The organism is Paraburkholderia sp. UCT70 (assembly GCF_050434085.1).
Classification (GTDB): Bacteria; Pseudomonadota; Gammaproteobacteria; order Burkholderiales; family Burkholderiaceae; genus Paraburkholderia; species Paraburkholderia tuberum.
The window spans coordinates 1040016-1054012 of record NZ_JBNPVZ010000002.1 but is presented as its reverse complement, the minus strand read 5'-3'; the positions used below and the strand labels follow the sequence as shown (position 1 = coordinate 1054012).

Below are 13997 nucleotides of genomic sequence, written 5' to 3'. Positions count from 1 at the left end.
TTCTCAAAATAAATTGCCTTTAAAATGGCCGCGCGGCATAACTGAACCATTTTTCTTATATCACACTTGTCAGTCGATATGGAGGACTGATGCTTCAATGCTCATTCAAACTGAATAATAAGCCAATGAGCGAATTTCGCATTGGCGCTCTATCCTTTCCCGCATACTCGGGGCAGGAGAATTATATCAATAAGGCTGTTGGAATGTGCACGCCGAAGTATGGCGCTATTCCCGTCGGCAGATATTACATCTTCGACCGAAGATCCGGAGGCATTCTCGGACCATGGAAAGATCGGCTTAACCTGAATGGCAATAACAAGAGCGAATGGTTCGCGCTCCACGCTATCGACGGCGATATTGATGACGATGAGCTCTTGTGCGACGGCATCGCTCGTGGCCGATTTCGATTGCATCCAAAGGGAAGATTGGGGAAGAGCGAGGGCTGCATAACTATCGATCAACTTGCGGACTGGCGTCATATCCGTTCAATACTTTCCGATACGCCGAAAGTCTCAGTTCCCGGATCGAAACTTAAAGCGTACGGTGAAGTGACGGTGAGATGAAAAAGCTCCTAATCTGCCTCGCGGTCGGTTTCTGCTTACTGCTCGCAATCTTTGCCAATGCGCTGTGGTGGATGATGAATCCCGAAGCGCCCTTGAACTTTTCGAATCCGATATGGAAATGGGCGGTTCGTATGTATGGGGTCACGACGGCATATCAAAAATCCGACCTGGCCTTCCTCATGTCGTCGGCCGCAATCGTGCTAGGGTTCGCCGCAGCTGTGCTGGTTTTCCGGCGGAGCAGGAAGCGTGGTCAGCGAAAGCTTGACGACTAGCCATCTCACGGTGGAAATAATCGCTGTTGGCGCGGAAATTTTTTAATAGTGGTTTTCTCAAAATAAATTGCCTTAAAAATGGCCGCACGGCATCACTGAACTATTTCTTATTTCACTCTTTCCAGTCGATATGGAGGACTGATGCTTCAATGCTCATTCAAACTGAATAATAAACCGATGAGCGAATTTCGGATTGGCGCACTATCGTTTTCTGCTTACTCTGGGCAACAAGGTTATATCAATAAGGTGGATCTAACGTGCACGCCGGTCTTCCGCGCCATACCGGTCGGCAGATACTATCTTTTTGATCGAAGATGGGGCGGGAAGCTCGGCCCGTGGAAAGATGCGCTCAACCTGAACGGCAATAACAAGAGCGAATGGTTTGCGCTCCATGCAATCGATGGGAATATCGACGATGACTCGGTCCTTTGCGATAACATCGTTCGCGGCCAGTTTCGTTTGCATCCAAAGGGGAGATTCGGTAGGAGCGAGCGGTGCATAACGATCGACCAGCAAAGTGATTGGAAGCGTATCCGCTCGATACTCACCGATACACCGAAAGTATCAGTACCCGGGTCTGAACTTAAAGCGTACGGCGTAGTGACGGTGGCATGAAAACAATCCTGCTCTGTCTAGCTGTCGGCATAGCTTTCGTGCTCGCAATCTCTGCTAATGCAGTCTGGTGGATTTGGCATCCGGATACGCCCTTGAACTTTTCCAACCCGATATGGAAATGGGCGGTTCGTATGTATGGGGTCAAGACGGCGTATCAAGAATCCGACTTGGCCTTCCTCATATCGTCGGCCGCAATCGCGCTAGGGTTCGCCGCAACTGTGCTGGTTTTCCGGCGGAGCAGGAAGCGTGGTCAGCGAAAGCTTGACGACTAGCCATCTCACGGTGGAAATAATCGCTGTCTCAGCACCAAAAGTTGCGACTGAAGGCCGCCGCCCAGCGGGTTTCGCGCGGCTAGCTCCGCTCGCACGTCCGGTCGCCCAGCCTTGAAAATCGTGTCATGCCATTGACGGCGCCCAGCGCTTTCGGCAAGGCTTCTTGCACTCGTGGACTGAGAACTTCTTCAAGGCAGTTTTGCCTTGGCACGGTCCCATCATGACGGCGGTAGCTCAATTTCTCCATCGTCGCCTTCCGCCGATGTGTCGTATATCAGAGAGTCCTCTGTCCAGAACAGCCGGATTCGCTCCGGATATCGATAAACTCGCTCGGCGAGCAATTCCGCCGTAGTTGCGCGGTACAGCCTCAAGGCGATCCGGTCACGGGGCAGATATGCATACCGCGCGATGTATTTCCCGTCATCTGATTTCTGATCGTGAAATGTGGCTCCTTTCATTTGCGTGACCGCGGAACGATAGTGGACCGCTCCGAGCGCGATAATTGCACTCGTCGTTACGATGAACACCCTGGCGGGAACCGATCGCAAGGCCTTGCTCCTGAAGATACTCATTGATCAAAAATGCACGACGATCGACGACACGCGGTATAGCTTCTCGCTCCAGATTCAACGTTCGTAAACTACTGATGACCGGAATGCGGGAGCACTGCCTTCTAGCCACCTGACATTAATAGCTAACTGACAGTTCGAAAGAAATCAGAGCACGCCCAAACGGGGCGTCCATTCACAATCTTTCTTGACGCCGAGCGACACGCCCGTCACCGCTCAACGTCCGCCCAACCACAAAAAGCCATGCGTTCGAACGTCTCTCTGCTCCGCCGCCTCGCCGCCCTGCTGATCGCCCTGCCCGTCGCCGCCGCTCTGCAAAGCTGCGCGAGCCCCAATGCGGACGACGTCGCGCACACCGGCCCGTATCGCGCCGATATCCGCCGCACCGCGCTCGGCATTCCGCACATCAACGCCGACAACTGGGGTAGCCTCGGCTACGGATACGGCTACGCGCAGGCGCAAGACAATCTGTGCACGATGGCCGAAAGCTTCGTCACCTATCGCGGCGAACGCTCGCGCTTCTTCGGCGCCGACGCGCGGCCCACGCTCGGCGCGACGTTCGGCCAGCCCAACAATCTCAATTCGGATTTCTTCTTCCGTTTCATCGTCGACGATGCGACCGTCGCGCGTTACCGCAAAAGCCAGACCGACGACATGCGCGCGTTGATCGACGGCTTCGTCGCCGGCTATAACCGGTACGTCGCCGATCTCGCGCACGGGGATTTCCCGGGCGCGCATGCGGCCTGCCGCGCGGCGCCGTGGCTCGGCAAGATCAGCAACGCGGACTTGTACCGGCGTCAGATCGCGGCGAATCTGGCCGGTGGCGAGGCGCGCTTCGTCAACGCGATCGCGACCGCGCAACCGCCCCAGCCGATGCCGGTGCCGCCGCAAAGCGCGTTGCACGACGACGCCCCCGTCGACCCACCGCTCGCCGAATTCGGCGGCCATCCGGGCATCGGCAGCAACGCTCTCGCGTTCGGCGCGGACGCGACGCACACCGGCAGCGCGCTGCTGCTCGGCAATCCGCACTGGTTCTGGACCGGCCCCGATCGCTTCTACCAGGCTCAACTCACTATTCCTGGCAAGCTGAATGTCAGCGGCGTGTCGTTTCTCGGCGTACCGCTGATCATGATCGGCTTCAACGACAACGTCGCCTGGACCCATACCGTCTCCACCGCGAAGCGCTTCGGCCTCTTCAAGCTGACGCTCGAACCTGGCGCGCCAACCCGGTATCAGGTCGATGGCCACAGCGAAGCGATGACGCCGACGCGCGTGAACATCGAGGTACGCGCCGCCGACGGTTCGCTGCATACCGTGTCGCGCACGCTGTATCGTTCGCGCTTCGGACCGCTGGTCAATCTCGGCACGATGTCGCCCGCGCTCGCGTGGAATGCGCAGCAGGCGTTCGCGCTGCGCGATATCAATGCCGACAACTTCCGCGTGTTCGAAAACTTCCGCGCATGGAATCAGGCGGCCTCGCTCGACGATTTCATCGCCATCCAGAAGAAGAACGCGGCGGTTCCGTGGGTCAACACGCTCGCGATCGGCCGTGACGATCCGCGCGTCTGGTACGCGGATATCGGCGCGACCCCGGACGTGCCCGACGAACTCGCGCAGCGTTGCACGCCGCCGGTCGGCCGGGCACTGGCGCAGATCATGCCCGGCGTGCCGGTCCTCGACGGTTCGCGCAGCGACTGCGACTGGCGCGACGAGGCCGGCGCGGTGCAGCATCATGCGTTGCCGGTCGCGCAGATGCCGTCGCTGCTTCGGCGCGACTATGTCGGCAATTTCAACGACAGTTACTGGCTCAGCAACCCGGCCGCACCGATGACCGGCTATGCGAAGATCATCGGTGCGACCGCGACGCCGCAGACGCTGCGCACGCGACTGGGCCATACGATCGCGGCGCAATTGCAGAGCGATCCGCATGGCGTTTCCGCCGATACACTCGGCCACGCTGCGCTCGACAGCCGCTCGATGTCAGCGTTGCTGTTCAAGTCACCCGTGCTTGACCGTCTGTGCGGCAGCGACGCGCTCGCGGCCCTGCCGGCCGGCCCGATCGCCGACCAGCAGCGCGCGGCGTGCAAGGTACTCGCCGCATGGGACGATACGGCCGCGGCCGACGCAGTGGGGGCAACCTTGTGGGACGAACTGTGGCGACGTCTGCTGACGATACCGCCCGCGCAGCTATACGCGGTACCGTTCGATCCCGCGAAGCCGTTGACCACACCCGCGGGCATCGCCGCCGATCCGGCGCAGCTCACCGCCGCGCTGCATGACGCGCTCGCGGCACTGCAACGCGCCGGCATCGCGATCGATGCACCGCGCAGCGCGGCGCTCTACGTGCAACGCAACGACGAGCGCATTGCGCTATTCGGGGGTTGCGACGCGGGCGGCTATTTCACCTCGGCGTGTGCCGCGCATCCCTTCGATGCGAGCGGCTATTCGATGAACGTAAAGCCAATGGGCGACACCTATCTGCAGATAGTGTCGTTCGCCGGCGCTCAGGTGATCGCGCGCACGCTGCTCGCACCGTCAGAATCGGATGACCCGGCGTCGCCGCACTATGCCGACGGGACGCGCGACTACGCGGCCCAACGCTGGGCGATTATTCCGTTCTCCGAAGAAGCGATTGCGCACGATCCGGCGTTGAGTGTGCGCACGGTAAGTTCGTCGGATTCTGAGGGAAAAGCGCAATAAATAAGCGGTACAACGGGCATCAGGCCCGTCGTACCGCGGAAAATCACAGATCGAGCACCAGCAGCGGCGATTTCGCGCGCGAGCAGCACGGCAGGAACTGATCGTTTGCCGCGCGTTCCTCATCGGTCAGATACGAATCCAGATGATCCGGCTCACCGGACAGCACCCGCGTCAAACAGGTACCGCACACGCCCTGCTCGCACGACGTGATCACTTCGACGCCATGCGCGGCCAGCGCCTGCACGACCGTGCATTCGGGCGGCACGTCGATGGTCGCGCCGCTGCTCGCGATGCGCACCTGGAAGCTGCCGCCCGTCGCCGCCTGATTCGCGGCCGCGCCGAAGAACTCGTAGTGCAGCCTGTTTTCCGGCCAGCCCTTCGCACGCGCGGTCTCGAGCACGAACTCCATGAAGCCGCGCGGACCGCAGACATACAGGTGGGTGCAGGCCGGCGCATCGCTGAGCGTCTGCTCGATATCGAACGTCGAGCCGCCCGGTTGGTCATCGTGATGAAGCTGGACCGACTTCGCGAAGCCAGCTTGTGCAAGACGCTCGACGAACGCCGTGCGTTCCTTCGAGCGCGTGCAGTAGTGCATGCCGAACGAAGCCCCCGTGGCGGCAAGCCGCTCGGCCATGCAAAGAATCGGCGTGACGCCGATCCCGCCCGCGAGCAGCAGATGATGAGCCGCATCGTCAGCGAGCGCGAAATGATTGCGCGGCGCGCTGATCTGCAGGCGATCGCCTTCGCGGACCAGATCGTGCACCGCTTTCGATCCGCCGCGTCCCCCTTTGTCGCGCAGCACCGCGATCAGATAGCGATGCGTTTCGCGCGGATCGTTGCACAACGAGTACTGACGCACGAGCCCGTTTGGCAAACGCACGTCGACGTGCGAGCCGGCGTCGAAGGCCGGCAACGCCTGACCGGTTTCGCTCGCGAGTTCGAAGCTCGCGATACCGAGCGCTTCGTCGCGCCGGCGCGAGACCACCACATTCAGCACGGGATGATTCATGTCGCCGTCCGCACGGGAATGACGCGCGTCACTTCAGCCTGCGGCGCGCCCGTCTCCGCGCGTTCCTGCGCGACGAGCCGATCGATCACGCGGCGGGACATCACGCCGCCCGCATCGATATTGAGCTTCAGCAGATTGCGCTCGGGCCAGCGCAACAGGTTCTGCTGCTGACGTTCGAGCATCTCCAGATCTTCACTGAAGATCTTGCCCTGCCCTTCGCGGATACTCGCGGTCAGCGCCGCATCGTCGGGACGGAAATTGCGCGCCATGCCCCAGAAATACCAGATCGACGTTTCCGTTTCCGGCGTGATGAAATCCACCACGATCGACGACGCTTTCTTGTCGGCCGGCGCGTGATAGCCACCATGCCCGGCATGCGCGACGCCCACCTCGATCAGCACGTGACTCGGCGGCGTGAAGTGGCAGATCTGCCAACGGTCGACGGGCACGTCGTCGGCGAGGCCATTGCCGCGCAACGCCATCTTCCAGAACGGCGGCGCCGCGACGTTTTCCATGAAACGGCTCGTGCGCACGGTATCGCCTTCGGCCACGGTTTTCGGCGCGGCTTCGTCGATCTCCCTTTGCCCGATGCTGTTCGCGTGCACATAGGTCTCGTGCGTCAGATCCATCAGGTTGTCGATCATCAGCCGGTAATCGCAACGGATGTGATAAAGACCGCCGCCGTACGCCCATTCGGCACTCTCGGCCCACTCCAGATGATGCAGCTTGGCGGCATCGGCTTGCGCCGCATCGCCGGGCCACACCCAGACGAAGCCATAGCGCTCGATCACTGGATAGCTGCGAATCGATGGAAAGCCGTTGACGCGTTGCCCCGGCATGCCGGTCGCCTTGCCCTGACAGCCCATTTCGAGGCCGTGATAGCCGCACACGAGCGTGCCATCGCGCACGGAACCGAGCGACAGCGGCGCGCCGCGATGCGGACAGAAGTCTTCGAGCGCCACCACGGCGCCTTCCGCGTTGCGATAGAAAACAATCGGCTCGCCGCAGATCTGCCGGCCGAGCGGCTTATCCGCGACTTCATCGGGCATACATGCGACGTACCACGCATTCTTGGGAAACATGTCAGTCTCACTCCCTGGATTATTCATCGATTGCATTCAGCCTACTCATTGAGATTCAGTGTACTCAATGCGTCTTTAATGATTAAATGAAGGTTTTCCCCTAGACGAACTTCCAATCAGGTAACACGAACGCCGGTTCGCCATTTCCATTCGCAACGAAAAGGCGCGAGGTCTTCAGAACTAATATGGTCACTTCAACCGATACCAGCACTTCCGCGATCAGCATCGATCTGTACGACCAGCCCGGCCATTTGATCCGACGCGCGCATCAGATTTCCGTGTCCATGTTTCATGATCTGATCGGACGCGAGGTGACGCCCGTTCAGTATGCGGTGCTCAGAATGCTGCAGGAATTGCCCGGACTCGATCAGGTCACGCTCGCGCAGCGAGTCGGCCTCGACACGTCGACCACCGCCGATATCGCGGTACGGCTCGAAGCGAAAGGCTGGATCGTGCGCGAAGTTCTGCCGCGCCGCCAGCGTCGTCTATTGCTGACGCCGGCTGGAGAGCAGTTGCTCGACGAATTGATCCCCGGCGTCAACGCGCTCAATCACGGCCTGCTCGACGGGATGGGAGACGAGGATGCGCGAGAGCTATTGAGACTGTTGAGAAAGTTCGTGCATCTGAATAACGATCAGAGCCGCGCGCCGCTGCGCAGCGCGAGCGACGACACGAATCCGAACTAGCAGACAGCGCGCGCTCCGTACTACGACGCCACCTCCACCACGATCTTGCCGCGCACGTGGCCTTTCGCGAGCCGTTCCAGCGCCTTGGCCGTCGCATCGAACGCAAACCGTTCGGCGACCACCACACGCACGCTGCCCTTGTCGAGCAACGACGCGATCTCCGTCAATTGCCGGCCGTCGGGTCGCGCGGTATAACGCGTGGCCCGTGCGCCATGGCTCGACGCCTCGGCCTGCGACGGCTCGTTGAGCGTCGAGATCAGCGCGCCACCGGACGCCACAGCCGACCACGAGCGGCGCTGCGTATCGCCGCCGATCAGATCGAACACGAGGTCGATGTCGCGCGCGACGTCTTCGAAGCGCTGCGCGTGATAGTCGATCACGCGATCCGCACCGAGCGAGCGCACGAACTCGATGCCGTCGCCGGACGCCGTAGCGTACACTTGCGCGCCCTTTTGCTTGGCGAACTGCACGGCGAAATGTCCAACGCCGCCCGCGCCCGCATGGATCAGCACGCGGCCGCCCGCTTCGAGGCAGCCGTGATCGAACAGGCCCTGCCATGCGGTCAACGCGGCGAGCGGCACGGCGCCCGCGGACCCCACATCCAGTTTTTCCGGCGCATGCGCTAGCGCGCTCGCGGGCACGACGACGAATTCCGCGTACGCACCCTGTCCCTGGCCAACGAAGCCATACACCTGCTCGCCCGCGCGCCATTGCCCGACGCCCTCGCCGACCCGTTCGACCACTCCGGAAAAATCGCGCCCCAGCGTATAGGGCAGCTTCTCTTCGCGAATCAACGGGTACTGGCCCGAGCGCGTCTTCAGGTCCACCGGATTGGCGCTGGCCGCGCGCACGCGCACCAGCACCTGGCCGGCGCCAGGCTCGGGGATCTCGATCTTCTCGGCCTTGAACACCTCGGGACCGCCGAAGCGGTGAATGCGATATGCGAGCATCGTGCTCATGATGGCCTTCTCCTCGAAAGGTCCTGTGTCAGCAGCGCTACCTTGCGGGCTGCGCGCAAGCCGCGTTCCTCATCGCTGGGTTCTTTTTCATCCGCACGACGTGCGCGACGGGCACGCGTGCTGCTCGTGTGGACGTGACGGCCGTGTCCGGGTGATCACGACCACCGCGCGCCGAGGCACGACATATGCGACAGGTACCGGTAGGCGCGCAGTCGTGATGTACTCATTCAAGGAGGAACCATGTCACAGCACCCCGCCCATTCCCAGGATCACCGCCACCCCGGTCAGCCGAATCCCGCTGACGTCGAAAAAGCACTCAGTGGTGTGAATTACCCGACCACACGCGAAAAGCTGGTCGCGCAGGCGCGCAAAAATCACGCGAATACCGACATCGTCGATCTGGTCGACCGTCTGCCCGATCACAATTTCGACAGCCCGGCCGCGGTGGCGAAGCAAATCGCGCGTATTCAATGACGCTGCGATCCGTCGAGTCGGAGCCGGACTCCGAACGTCATTCCGCCGGACCCGACGCGCGAATGAAGAAAACCGGCGATGTGCGTATCGGCATTTCCGGCTGGCGCTACCAAGGTTGGCGCGGCAGCTTTTACCCAGAGGATCTCAAACATGCAGCGCAATTACAGTACGCGTCGGCGCTATTCGGCACGATCGAAATCAACGGCACGCATTACAGCCTTCAATCGCTCGATAGCTGGCAGCGTTGGTACGCGCAAACGCCTGACGGCTTCGTGTTTGGCATCAAAGGCGCGCGCTATCTGACTCATATGCTGCGGTTTCGCGATGCGAGCGCACGTGTCGGCATCGCGAACTTCTTCGCGCAGGGGCTACTCGCGTTGAACGAAAAGCTTGGTCCGATCCTATGGCAATTTCCGCCGTCGTTCCGATTCGAGCCCGAGGCAATGGAGCGCTTTCTGAGCGTGTTGCCGTCCGACATCGCGAGCGCATCGGCGCTGGCGAAGCACCATGATGCGCGTGTCAAGACGCCTTATGTCGACATCGATCGCAAGCGGAAGTTGCGTCACGCGGTCGAAGTGCGCCACGCGAGCTTTGTCGATCCGGCGTTCGTGACCTTGCTTCGGCAATACGGGCTCGCGCTCGTCGTTTCAGATTCCACCGAACCGTGGCCCGTCGCCGAAGATCTGACGGCGGACTTCGTCTATATTCGCCTGCACGGCAGCGAAGCCAAATACTCGGGTTCGTATGGGGACGACGCTCTGCAACGATGGGCCGAGCGAATCGATGCATGGCGCGGCGGCTCGCAACCGGCCGACGCGCGATTGATCGCGCCGCAACTCCGGCCGCCTCGCCGAGCCGCGCGAGACGTCTACTGCTACTTCGACAACGATGTAAAAGCTCGGGCGCCGTTCGACGCACAACGATTGATGAAAGGCCTCGGATTACGAGCGACGCACGCGCCGGCGTCATCCTGAGCGCTTGCCGCCGTGGGCCAGCTTCTGTGCGGTGCGCAACGCTGCGACGATGCGTTCGTACACCTCGCGACGCGTTTCAGGGTCCGGCGCGCGCAGCGCAAACGACGGATGGTACGTCGCGACCACGCGTTGCTCGCCGCGCTCGAGCGTTTTGTCGAACGCGTCCTGCAAGCGCGCGTGCGAGTCGTGAACAACCGCTTTCAACGCGGTCGCGCCCAGTGCCACGACCACGCGCACATGCGGCATGTCGAGTTCCTGCTCCAGCCAGTAGCCGCAAGCATCCACTTCACGCTGAGCGGGCGTTTTGTGCAAGCGACGCTTGCCTCGCGCGATCCACTTGAAATGCTTGACGGCGTTCGTCACGTAGACGTCGTTACGCTTGACGCCCGCTTCTTCGAGCGCGCTGTCGAGCAACGCGCCGGCGGGCCCGACGAAGGGCTTGCCCTGCAGATCTTCCATGTCGCCGGGTTGCTCGCCGACCAGCACGATCGACGCATGCCGCTGCCCTTCGCCGGGCACGGCCTGAGTCGCATTGCGCCAGAGCGCGCAACGGCGGCAATCGTCGAGCTTCGCCGGATGCTGATCGGGTTCGACATCCGCTGGCTCCGATTGCGGGTCGTCATGCGCGCGCTTTTTCTGCGGCCTGTCGGTCATGGGTACGACCGCGCGTGCTGAAGCAGCTCATTTCTCACTCTTCTTCGGAATCTTCGCGCCCGACTTGCGCGCCTGATTCAACGCGATCGCGACAGCCTGCTTGTGCGGCTTGCCATGCTTCGACTCGGTCTTGATGTTGTGCGACACGGTCTCTTTCGATGTCCCTTTCTTCAGCGGCATGATCTTCTCCGGGTGTAGATGACGAGAGGAAAAATCAGGACCCGCACGGAATGGAGTCCCTGCACCGAAGCTACGCAGCATATGCTGTGCCCGGGAGCCTCATAGGCCGGATCGGCCGCGTCGAAATCAACCGGAAACGCCCGCTGCCACCGCGTTCAACGCCAGCGACACGCCCCCCACCAGAATCAGACTTGACGCCCACACCGCATCGAGATTGAACCAGCTGCGCGACACGAACCTGAGCCCGAGGTAGCGATAAACGAGCCATGCGAGCACGCCGCCGGCCATCGTCATCGCGGCCGCATGCACCGCGGAGACCGACAGCGCCATGCGCAGACTCGCTTCGATCAGCGTTTGGGCGGCTTGGTGCGCGCTGTCCATTGCGTCTGCGCGGCACAGACCGAGGTAGATCGGCACCAGCATCAAGCCAGCGCCGTGCGCGATCGCCACCGCGAACGACCAGAGCGCGAGCCGCGACGGCGGAATTCTCGCCAGTACGCGCGGATGGCGCCGGCGCATCAGCAACACCAGACCGAAGCCGATCACCAGCACGCTGGCGCCGATCTGCATCTGACGCTGCCACGCGAGCACACCGGCCAGCATCGCGAACGGCAGCATCAACAGCAATATGGCGAGCGCGTGCCCCGCCGCGAGATAAAGAAGCGCTACGACCAGCGCTTGCGAGCGCCGCTGCATCAGCGCGTTCGACACCGCGAGCGGCCATCCCATCGCCGGATTGAGTCCGTGATACACACCGCTCGCGAGGACGGCCAGCCACAGTGCCGCTTGCGGCGACACCGCGCCGCTCAAACGCCCACCGAGGGATAGCAGAACGAATCGGTCGAGCAGTCGCCGCCTTCGAGGCGAATCTGGTGCGCGCGATAGCCGGCGGGAAACTCGACGAAGTAATCTTCGGCGAGCTCGAGACCGCCATTGGGGTCGGCATGCGCCATCACTTGCACGCCGGGCACACCATCCGGGTAGAACTGGTCGTCCCACGTCGAATAGAGCGAGTTGGTCCAGTAGATGCGCTTGCCGTCGCGACTGATCTCGACCATCTGCGGGCCGCCGGCGAAAGCCTTGCCGTTCGGATGCGGTGTGCAACGTTCGATTCCACCGATGTGCACCGAGCCCGTCAATTTCGGCTTGCGCGGTTCGCTCACGTCGTACTGGCGCATCTCACCGGTGCCCCAGCAGGAGACGTAGAGGAATTTATCGTCGATCGAAAGATCGATGTCGGTGACGAGCGGCGGCACCGCGCCGAAACCTTGCAGCAGCGGCGGCAATTCGTCGGCATGCGCGGGCTCCGGTGGAATGGTCGCGGTCTTTTCGATGTGGAAGTGGCCGCCTTCGCGCCACCAGGTCCAGATCGACCCTTCCAGATTCGTCGTATCGACCACGACGCCGATAAAGCCGTACTCGCGGCTCGGGTCGTGCGCGGGCCGCACTTCGAGCGCCATCTGATGATTCGCGCCGAGATCGAGCGTCTGCACGTTGCGCCTCGCGCGGAGATCCCAGAAGTGCACGCGGTGGCCGTATTTGTTCGCGAGCAGGTCTTCGGGCACGATGCCGTTTTCGAATTGCGGCGGCAGCGCCCATTCGGTTGACACCATGTAATCGCGCGGCAGATTCCACCAGAAGTCGTAATGCTTTTCCTGCGCGCCACGCTCGATTTCCCAGCGGCCCAGCACTTCGAATGTTTGGCAGTCCATGATGAAGATTCCGGGCGGCCCGTCGGTGCCGTCCTTGCCCCCACCGCCGAGCGTGCTCACGTAGATGCCCTCCGGTCCGCAATGCACGGTGTGCGGACGCGAATAGCCGGTCTTGCGGAAAATTTCCTCCGGCTCGATGATCTTGTGAATCTTCGCCTGGGTCGGATGCGGCTTCGTATCGACGATATAGATGCGCGACGAGCGCATGCCCGGAATGATCAGATAGCGACGTTCCAGAAACGCGTGGCCTGTCAACGGCGACAACGCGGACGAACACGCGTTCCAGCCAAAGTGATGGAATTCGTCGCCCTTGTTCGGCACCGGCACCGCGTGGACCACCTGGCTATAAGTCGGCGAACCGGGCTTCACGTCGATCACGGCGAGCGCGTCGGGCTGCGAGGAGTCCGGACTTAGCAGCACCGTGTACGCGTATTCTTCCGCCGGCGCATCCATCGCGAGCTTCGGCGATGCATGAAAGGTAGGATCGGGGCGCATTCCCATGACGGCACTCTCCCTGTCGTTCTGAACGGTTCTGAACGGAAGCCCGGCCCGCCAAAAATCGAGCCAGCGCGTAACTTTAGTTTGTAGTTCACGATAGCGACGGACGCAACCGCAAATATGCACCCGAACGCAGGTTCGATCCGACTGCCGGGCCGCATCGCACGAGAGCTGCCAATTTGGTGGGGGTGAAGAGGCGCGGGGAAGGCGGTATGGCGGGGTGGTATTGGAGGAATGAAGGATGCTAGCCGCTTGGGGATATCACGCTATCTCGCACGCCGAGCCTCGACAAAGGCCTCGACATAACGCAGCGCCTGTTCGCACTGCTCGGGCGTGAACGCGTGAATGCTCGCCGGAACCGGATCGAAGCCAAGCTCGGTCGCGACCCACCGGATCGCTTTCGAGCGGGCTTCGAACGCGTTGACACCATCGCGGCGCACCTTCCCGGCAACGAGCGGTTCGAGCGCATCGTGCAGCTTGCTCTTCGACTCGCGCAACGTCGCGTCGGCGAGGCGGCCCAGCGGCAGGTTGTGTTTGCTGCGCGAATAAATGCCGATCCACGCCTGACATGCGGTGCAGATCCACAGCGGCCCTTGATCGCTGCGATAGGGGTAGGACTCGTCGCCGTAACGCGCGAGCAACGCACGGTTGCCGCAGTAGTCGCATGACGGCTGCGGCAGTGCCTTGACGGGCTTGCCTACGCGCATGGGGAGTGCCCCGGGGAAAATTCGCCGTACTTCATCGCATCAATCGGACTGGCGGAAACGGGTAGAGCCAC

Annotated in this window: 16 protein-coding genes; 7 read left to right on the top strand and 9 right to left on the bottom strand. The window is 61.8% G+C overall.

What is annotated here, in order from left to right; all coding sequences use genetic code 11:
* The first annotated feature begins 125 nt into the window (after positions 1-125).
* The 3 genes from OKW41_RS07120 (at position 126) to OKW41_RS07110 (ending at position 1450) form a co-directional block, all read left to right on the top strand.
* Positions 126-563, top strand: a complete 438-nt coding sequence (locus OKW41_RS07120) for a DUF2778 domain-containing protein (protein ID WP_429565030.1) — start codon at positions 126-128, stop codon at positions 561-563.
* Positions 560-835: a hypothetical protein gene (locus OKW41_RS07115; RefSeq protein WP_429572009.1), complete on the top strand. Its 276-nt coding sequence runs from the start codon at positions 560-562 to the stop codon at positions 833-835. The genes OKW41_RS07120 and OKW41_RS07115 overlap by 4 nt, the downstream gene beginning before the upstream one ends.
* Positions 836-976: 141 nt before the next feature.
* The gene (locus tag OKW41_RS07110) at positions 977-1450 is read left to right on the top strand and encodes a DUF2778 domain-containing protein (RefSeq protein WP_429572008.1); all 474 of its coding nucleotides are present in this window, start codon (positions 977-979) and stop codon (positions 1448-1450) included.
* A gap of 490 nt (positions 1451-1940) precedes the next feature.
* Here OKW41_RS07110 and OKW41_RS07105 read toward each other — a convergent pair whose 3' ends face one another.
* A complete protein-coding gene (locus tag OKW41_RS07105; RefSeq protein WP_429572007.1) occupies positions 1941-2270 on the bottom strand; it encodes a hypothetical protein in 330 nt (109 codons plus the stop codon).
* Positions 2271-2534: 264 nt separating this feature from the next.
* On the opposite strand from OKW41_RS07105, the gene OKW41_RS07100 reads away from it, so the two are divergent.
* Positions 2535-4991, top strand: coding sequence for a penicillin acylase family protein (locus OKW41_RS07100; protein ID WP_429572006.1), 2457 nt, complete (start codon positions 2535-2537; stop codon positions 4989-4991).
* A 43-nt stretch (positions 4992-5034) separates the two neighbouring features.
* On the opposite strand, the gene OKW41_RS07095 is transcribed toward OKW41_RS07100, so the two are convergent.
* Both OKW41_RS07095 and OKW41_RS07090 read right to left on the bottom strand, forming a co-directional pair.
* The gene (locus OKW41_RS07095; RefSeq protein ID WP_429572005.1) at positions 5035-6000 is read right to left on the bottom strand and encodes a PDR/VanB family oxidoreductase; all 966 of its coding nucleotides are present in this window, start codon (positions 5998-6000) and stop codon (positions 5035-5037) included.
* Positions 5997-7082: a Rieske 2Fe-2S domain-containing protein gene (locus OKW41_RS07090; protein ID WP_429572004.1), complete on the bottom strand. Its 1086-nt coding sequence runs from the start codon at positions 7080-7082 to the stop codon at positions 5997-5999. The genes OKW41_RS07095 and OKW41_RS07090 overlap by 4 nt, the downstream gene beginning before the upstream one ends.
* A 185-nt stretch (positions 7083-7267) precedes the next feature.
* On the opposite strand from OKW41_RS07090, the gene OKW41_RS07085 reads away from it, so the two are divergent.
* Positions 7268-7768 carry a MarR family winged helix-turn-helix transcriptional regulator gene (locus OKW41_RS07085; RefSeq protein WP_429445768.1) on the top strand — a complete coding sequence of 167 codons (501 nt, stop codon included), beginning with the start codon at positions 7268-7270 and terminating at the stop codon, positions 7766-7768.
* Positions 7769-7788: 20 nt separating this feature from the next.
* Here OKW41_RS07085 and OKW41_RS07080 read toward each other — a convergent pair whose 3' ends face one another.
* Positions 7789-8727 carry an NADP-dependent oxidoreductase gene (locus OKW41_RS07080; protein ID WP_429572003.1) on the bottom strand — a complete coding sequence of 313 codons (939 nt, stop codon included), beginning with the start codon at positions 8725-8727 and terminating at the stop codon, positions 7789-7791.
* 240 nt (positions 8728-8967) lie between these two features.
* Between OKW41_RS07080 and OKW41_RS07075 the strand changes: the two genes are divergently transcribed.
* Together OKW41_RS07075 and OKW41_RS07070 are read left to right on the top strand one after the other, a co-directional pair.
* Positions 8968-9201, top strand: coding sequence for a DUF2795 domain-containing protein (locus tag OKW41_RS07075; protein ID WP_187629707.1), 234 nt, complete (start codon positions 8968-8970; stop codon positions 9199-9201).
* 62 nt (positions 9202-9263) lie between these two features.
* Positions 9264-10175, top strand: a complete 912-nt coding sequence (locus tag OKW41_RS07070; RefSeq protein WP_429572002.1) for a DUF72 domain-containing protein — start codon at positions 9264-9266, stop codon at positions 10173-10175.
* On the opposite strand, the gene OKW41_RS07065 is transcribed toward OKW41_RS07070, so the two are convergent.
* The 5 genes from OKW41_RS07065 to OKW41_RS07045 form a co-directional block, all read right to left on the bottom strand.
* A complete protein-coding gene (locus OKW41_RS07065; protein WP_429445762.1) occupies positions 10167-10829 on the bottom strand; it encodes a UdgX family uracil-DNA binding protein in 663 nt (220 codons plus the stop codon). The two genes, OKW41_RS07070 and OKW41_RS07065, sit on opposite strands and share 9 nt — an antisense overlap.
* A gap of 27 nt (positions 10830-10856) precedes the next feature.
* Positions 10857-11009: a DUF6496 domain-containing protein gene (locus OKW41_RS07060; RefSeq protein ID WP_018437257.1), complete on the bottom strand. Its 153-nt coding sequence runs from the start codon at positions 11007-11009 to the stop codon at positions 10857-10859.
* A 126-nt stretch (positions 11010-11135) separates the two neighbouring features.
* Complete coding sequence (locus OKW41_RS07055; protein WP_429572001.1) at positions 11136-11819, bottom strand: hypothetical protein; 684 nt, start codon at positions 11817-11819, stop codon at positions 11136-11138.
* Positions 11816-13222, bottom strand: a complete 1407-nt coding sequence (locus OKW41_RS07050) for a selenium-binding protein SBP56-related protein (RefSeq protein ID WP_429572000.1) — start codon at positions 13220-13222, stop codon at positions 11816-11818. Before OKW41_RS07050 ends, OKW41_RS07055 begins: the two co-directional genes overlap by 4 nt.
* A gap of 263 nt (positions 13223-13485) precedes the next feature.
* Positions 13486-13926 carry a zinc-finger-containing protein gene (locus OKW41_RS07045; protein ID WP_429445756.1) on the bottom strand — a complete coding sequence of 147 codons (441 nt, stop codon included), beginning with the start codon at positions 13924-13926 and terminating at the stop codon, positions 13486-13488.
* Positions 13927-13997 lie beyond the last annotated feature (71 nt).

Coding starts and splice junctions, on each gene's coding strand:
- OKW41_RS07120 (WP_429565030.1), top strand. CDS start 126: ATGAGCGAATTTCGCATTGGCGCTCTATCCTTTCCCGCATACTCGGGG.
- OKW41_RS07115 (WP_429572009.1), top strand. CDS start 560: ATGAAAAAGCTCCTAATCTGCCTCGCGGTCGGTTTCTGCTTACTGCTC.
- OKW41_RS07110 (WP_429572008.1), top strand. CDS start 977: ATGCTTCAATGCTCATTCAAACTGAATAATAAACCGATGAGCGAATTT.
- OKW41_RS07100 (WP_429572006.1), top strand. CDS start 2,535: ATGCGTTCGAACGTCTCTCTGCTCCGCCGCCTCGCCGCCCTGCTGATC.
- OKW41_RS07095 (WP_429572005.1), bottom strand. CDS start 6,000: ATGAATCATCCCGTGCTGAATGTGGTGGTCTCGCGCCGGCGCGACGAA.
- OKW41_RS07090 (WP_429572004.1), bottom strand. CDS start 7,082: ATGTTTCCCAAGAATGCGTGGTACGTCGCATGTATGCCCGATGAAGTC.
- OKW41_RS07085 (WP_429445768.1), top strand. CDS start 7,268: ATGGTCACTTCAACCGATACCAGCACTTCCGCGATCAGCATCGATCTG.
- OKW41_RS07080 (WP_429572003.1), bottom strand. CDS start 8,727: ATGAGCACGATGCTCGCATATCGCATTCACCGCTTCGGCGGTCCCGAG.
- OKW41_RS07075 (WP_187629707.1), top strand. CDS start 8,968: ATGTCACAGCACCCCGCCCATTCCCAGGATCACCGCCACCCCGGTCAG.
- OKW41_RS07070 (WP_429572002.1), top strand. CDS start 9,264: ATGAAGAAAACCGGCGATGTGCGTATCGGCATTTCCGGCTGGCGCTAC.
- OKW41_RS07065 (WP_429445762.1), bottom strand. CDS start 10,829: ATGACCGACAGGCCGCAGAAAAAGCGCGCGCATGACGACCCGCAATCG.
- OKW41_RS07060 (WP_018437257.1), bottom strand. CDS start 11,009: ATGCCGCTGAAGAAAGGGACATCGAAAGAGACCGTGTCGCACAACATC.
- OKW41_RS07050 (WP_429572000.1), bottom strand. CDS start 13,222: ATGGGAATGCGCCCCGATCCTACCTTTCATGCATCGCCGAAGCTCGCG.
- OKW41_RS07045 (WP_429445756.1), bottom strand. CDS start 13,926: ATGCGCGTAGGCAAGCCCGTCAAGGCACTGCCGCAGCCGTCATGCGAC.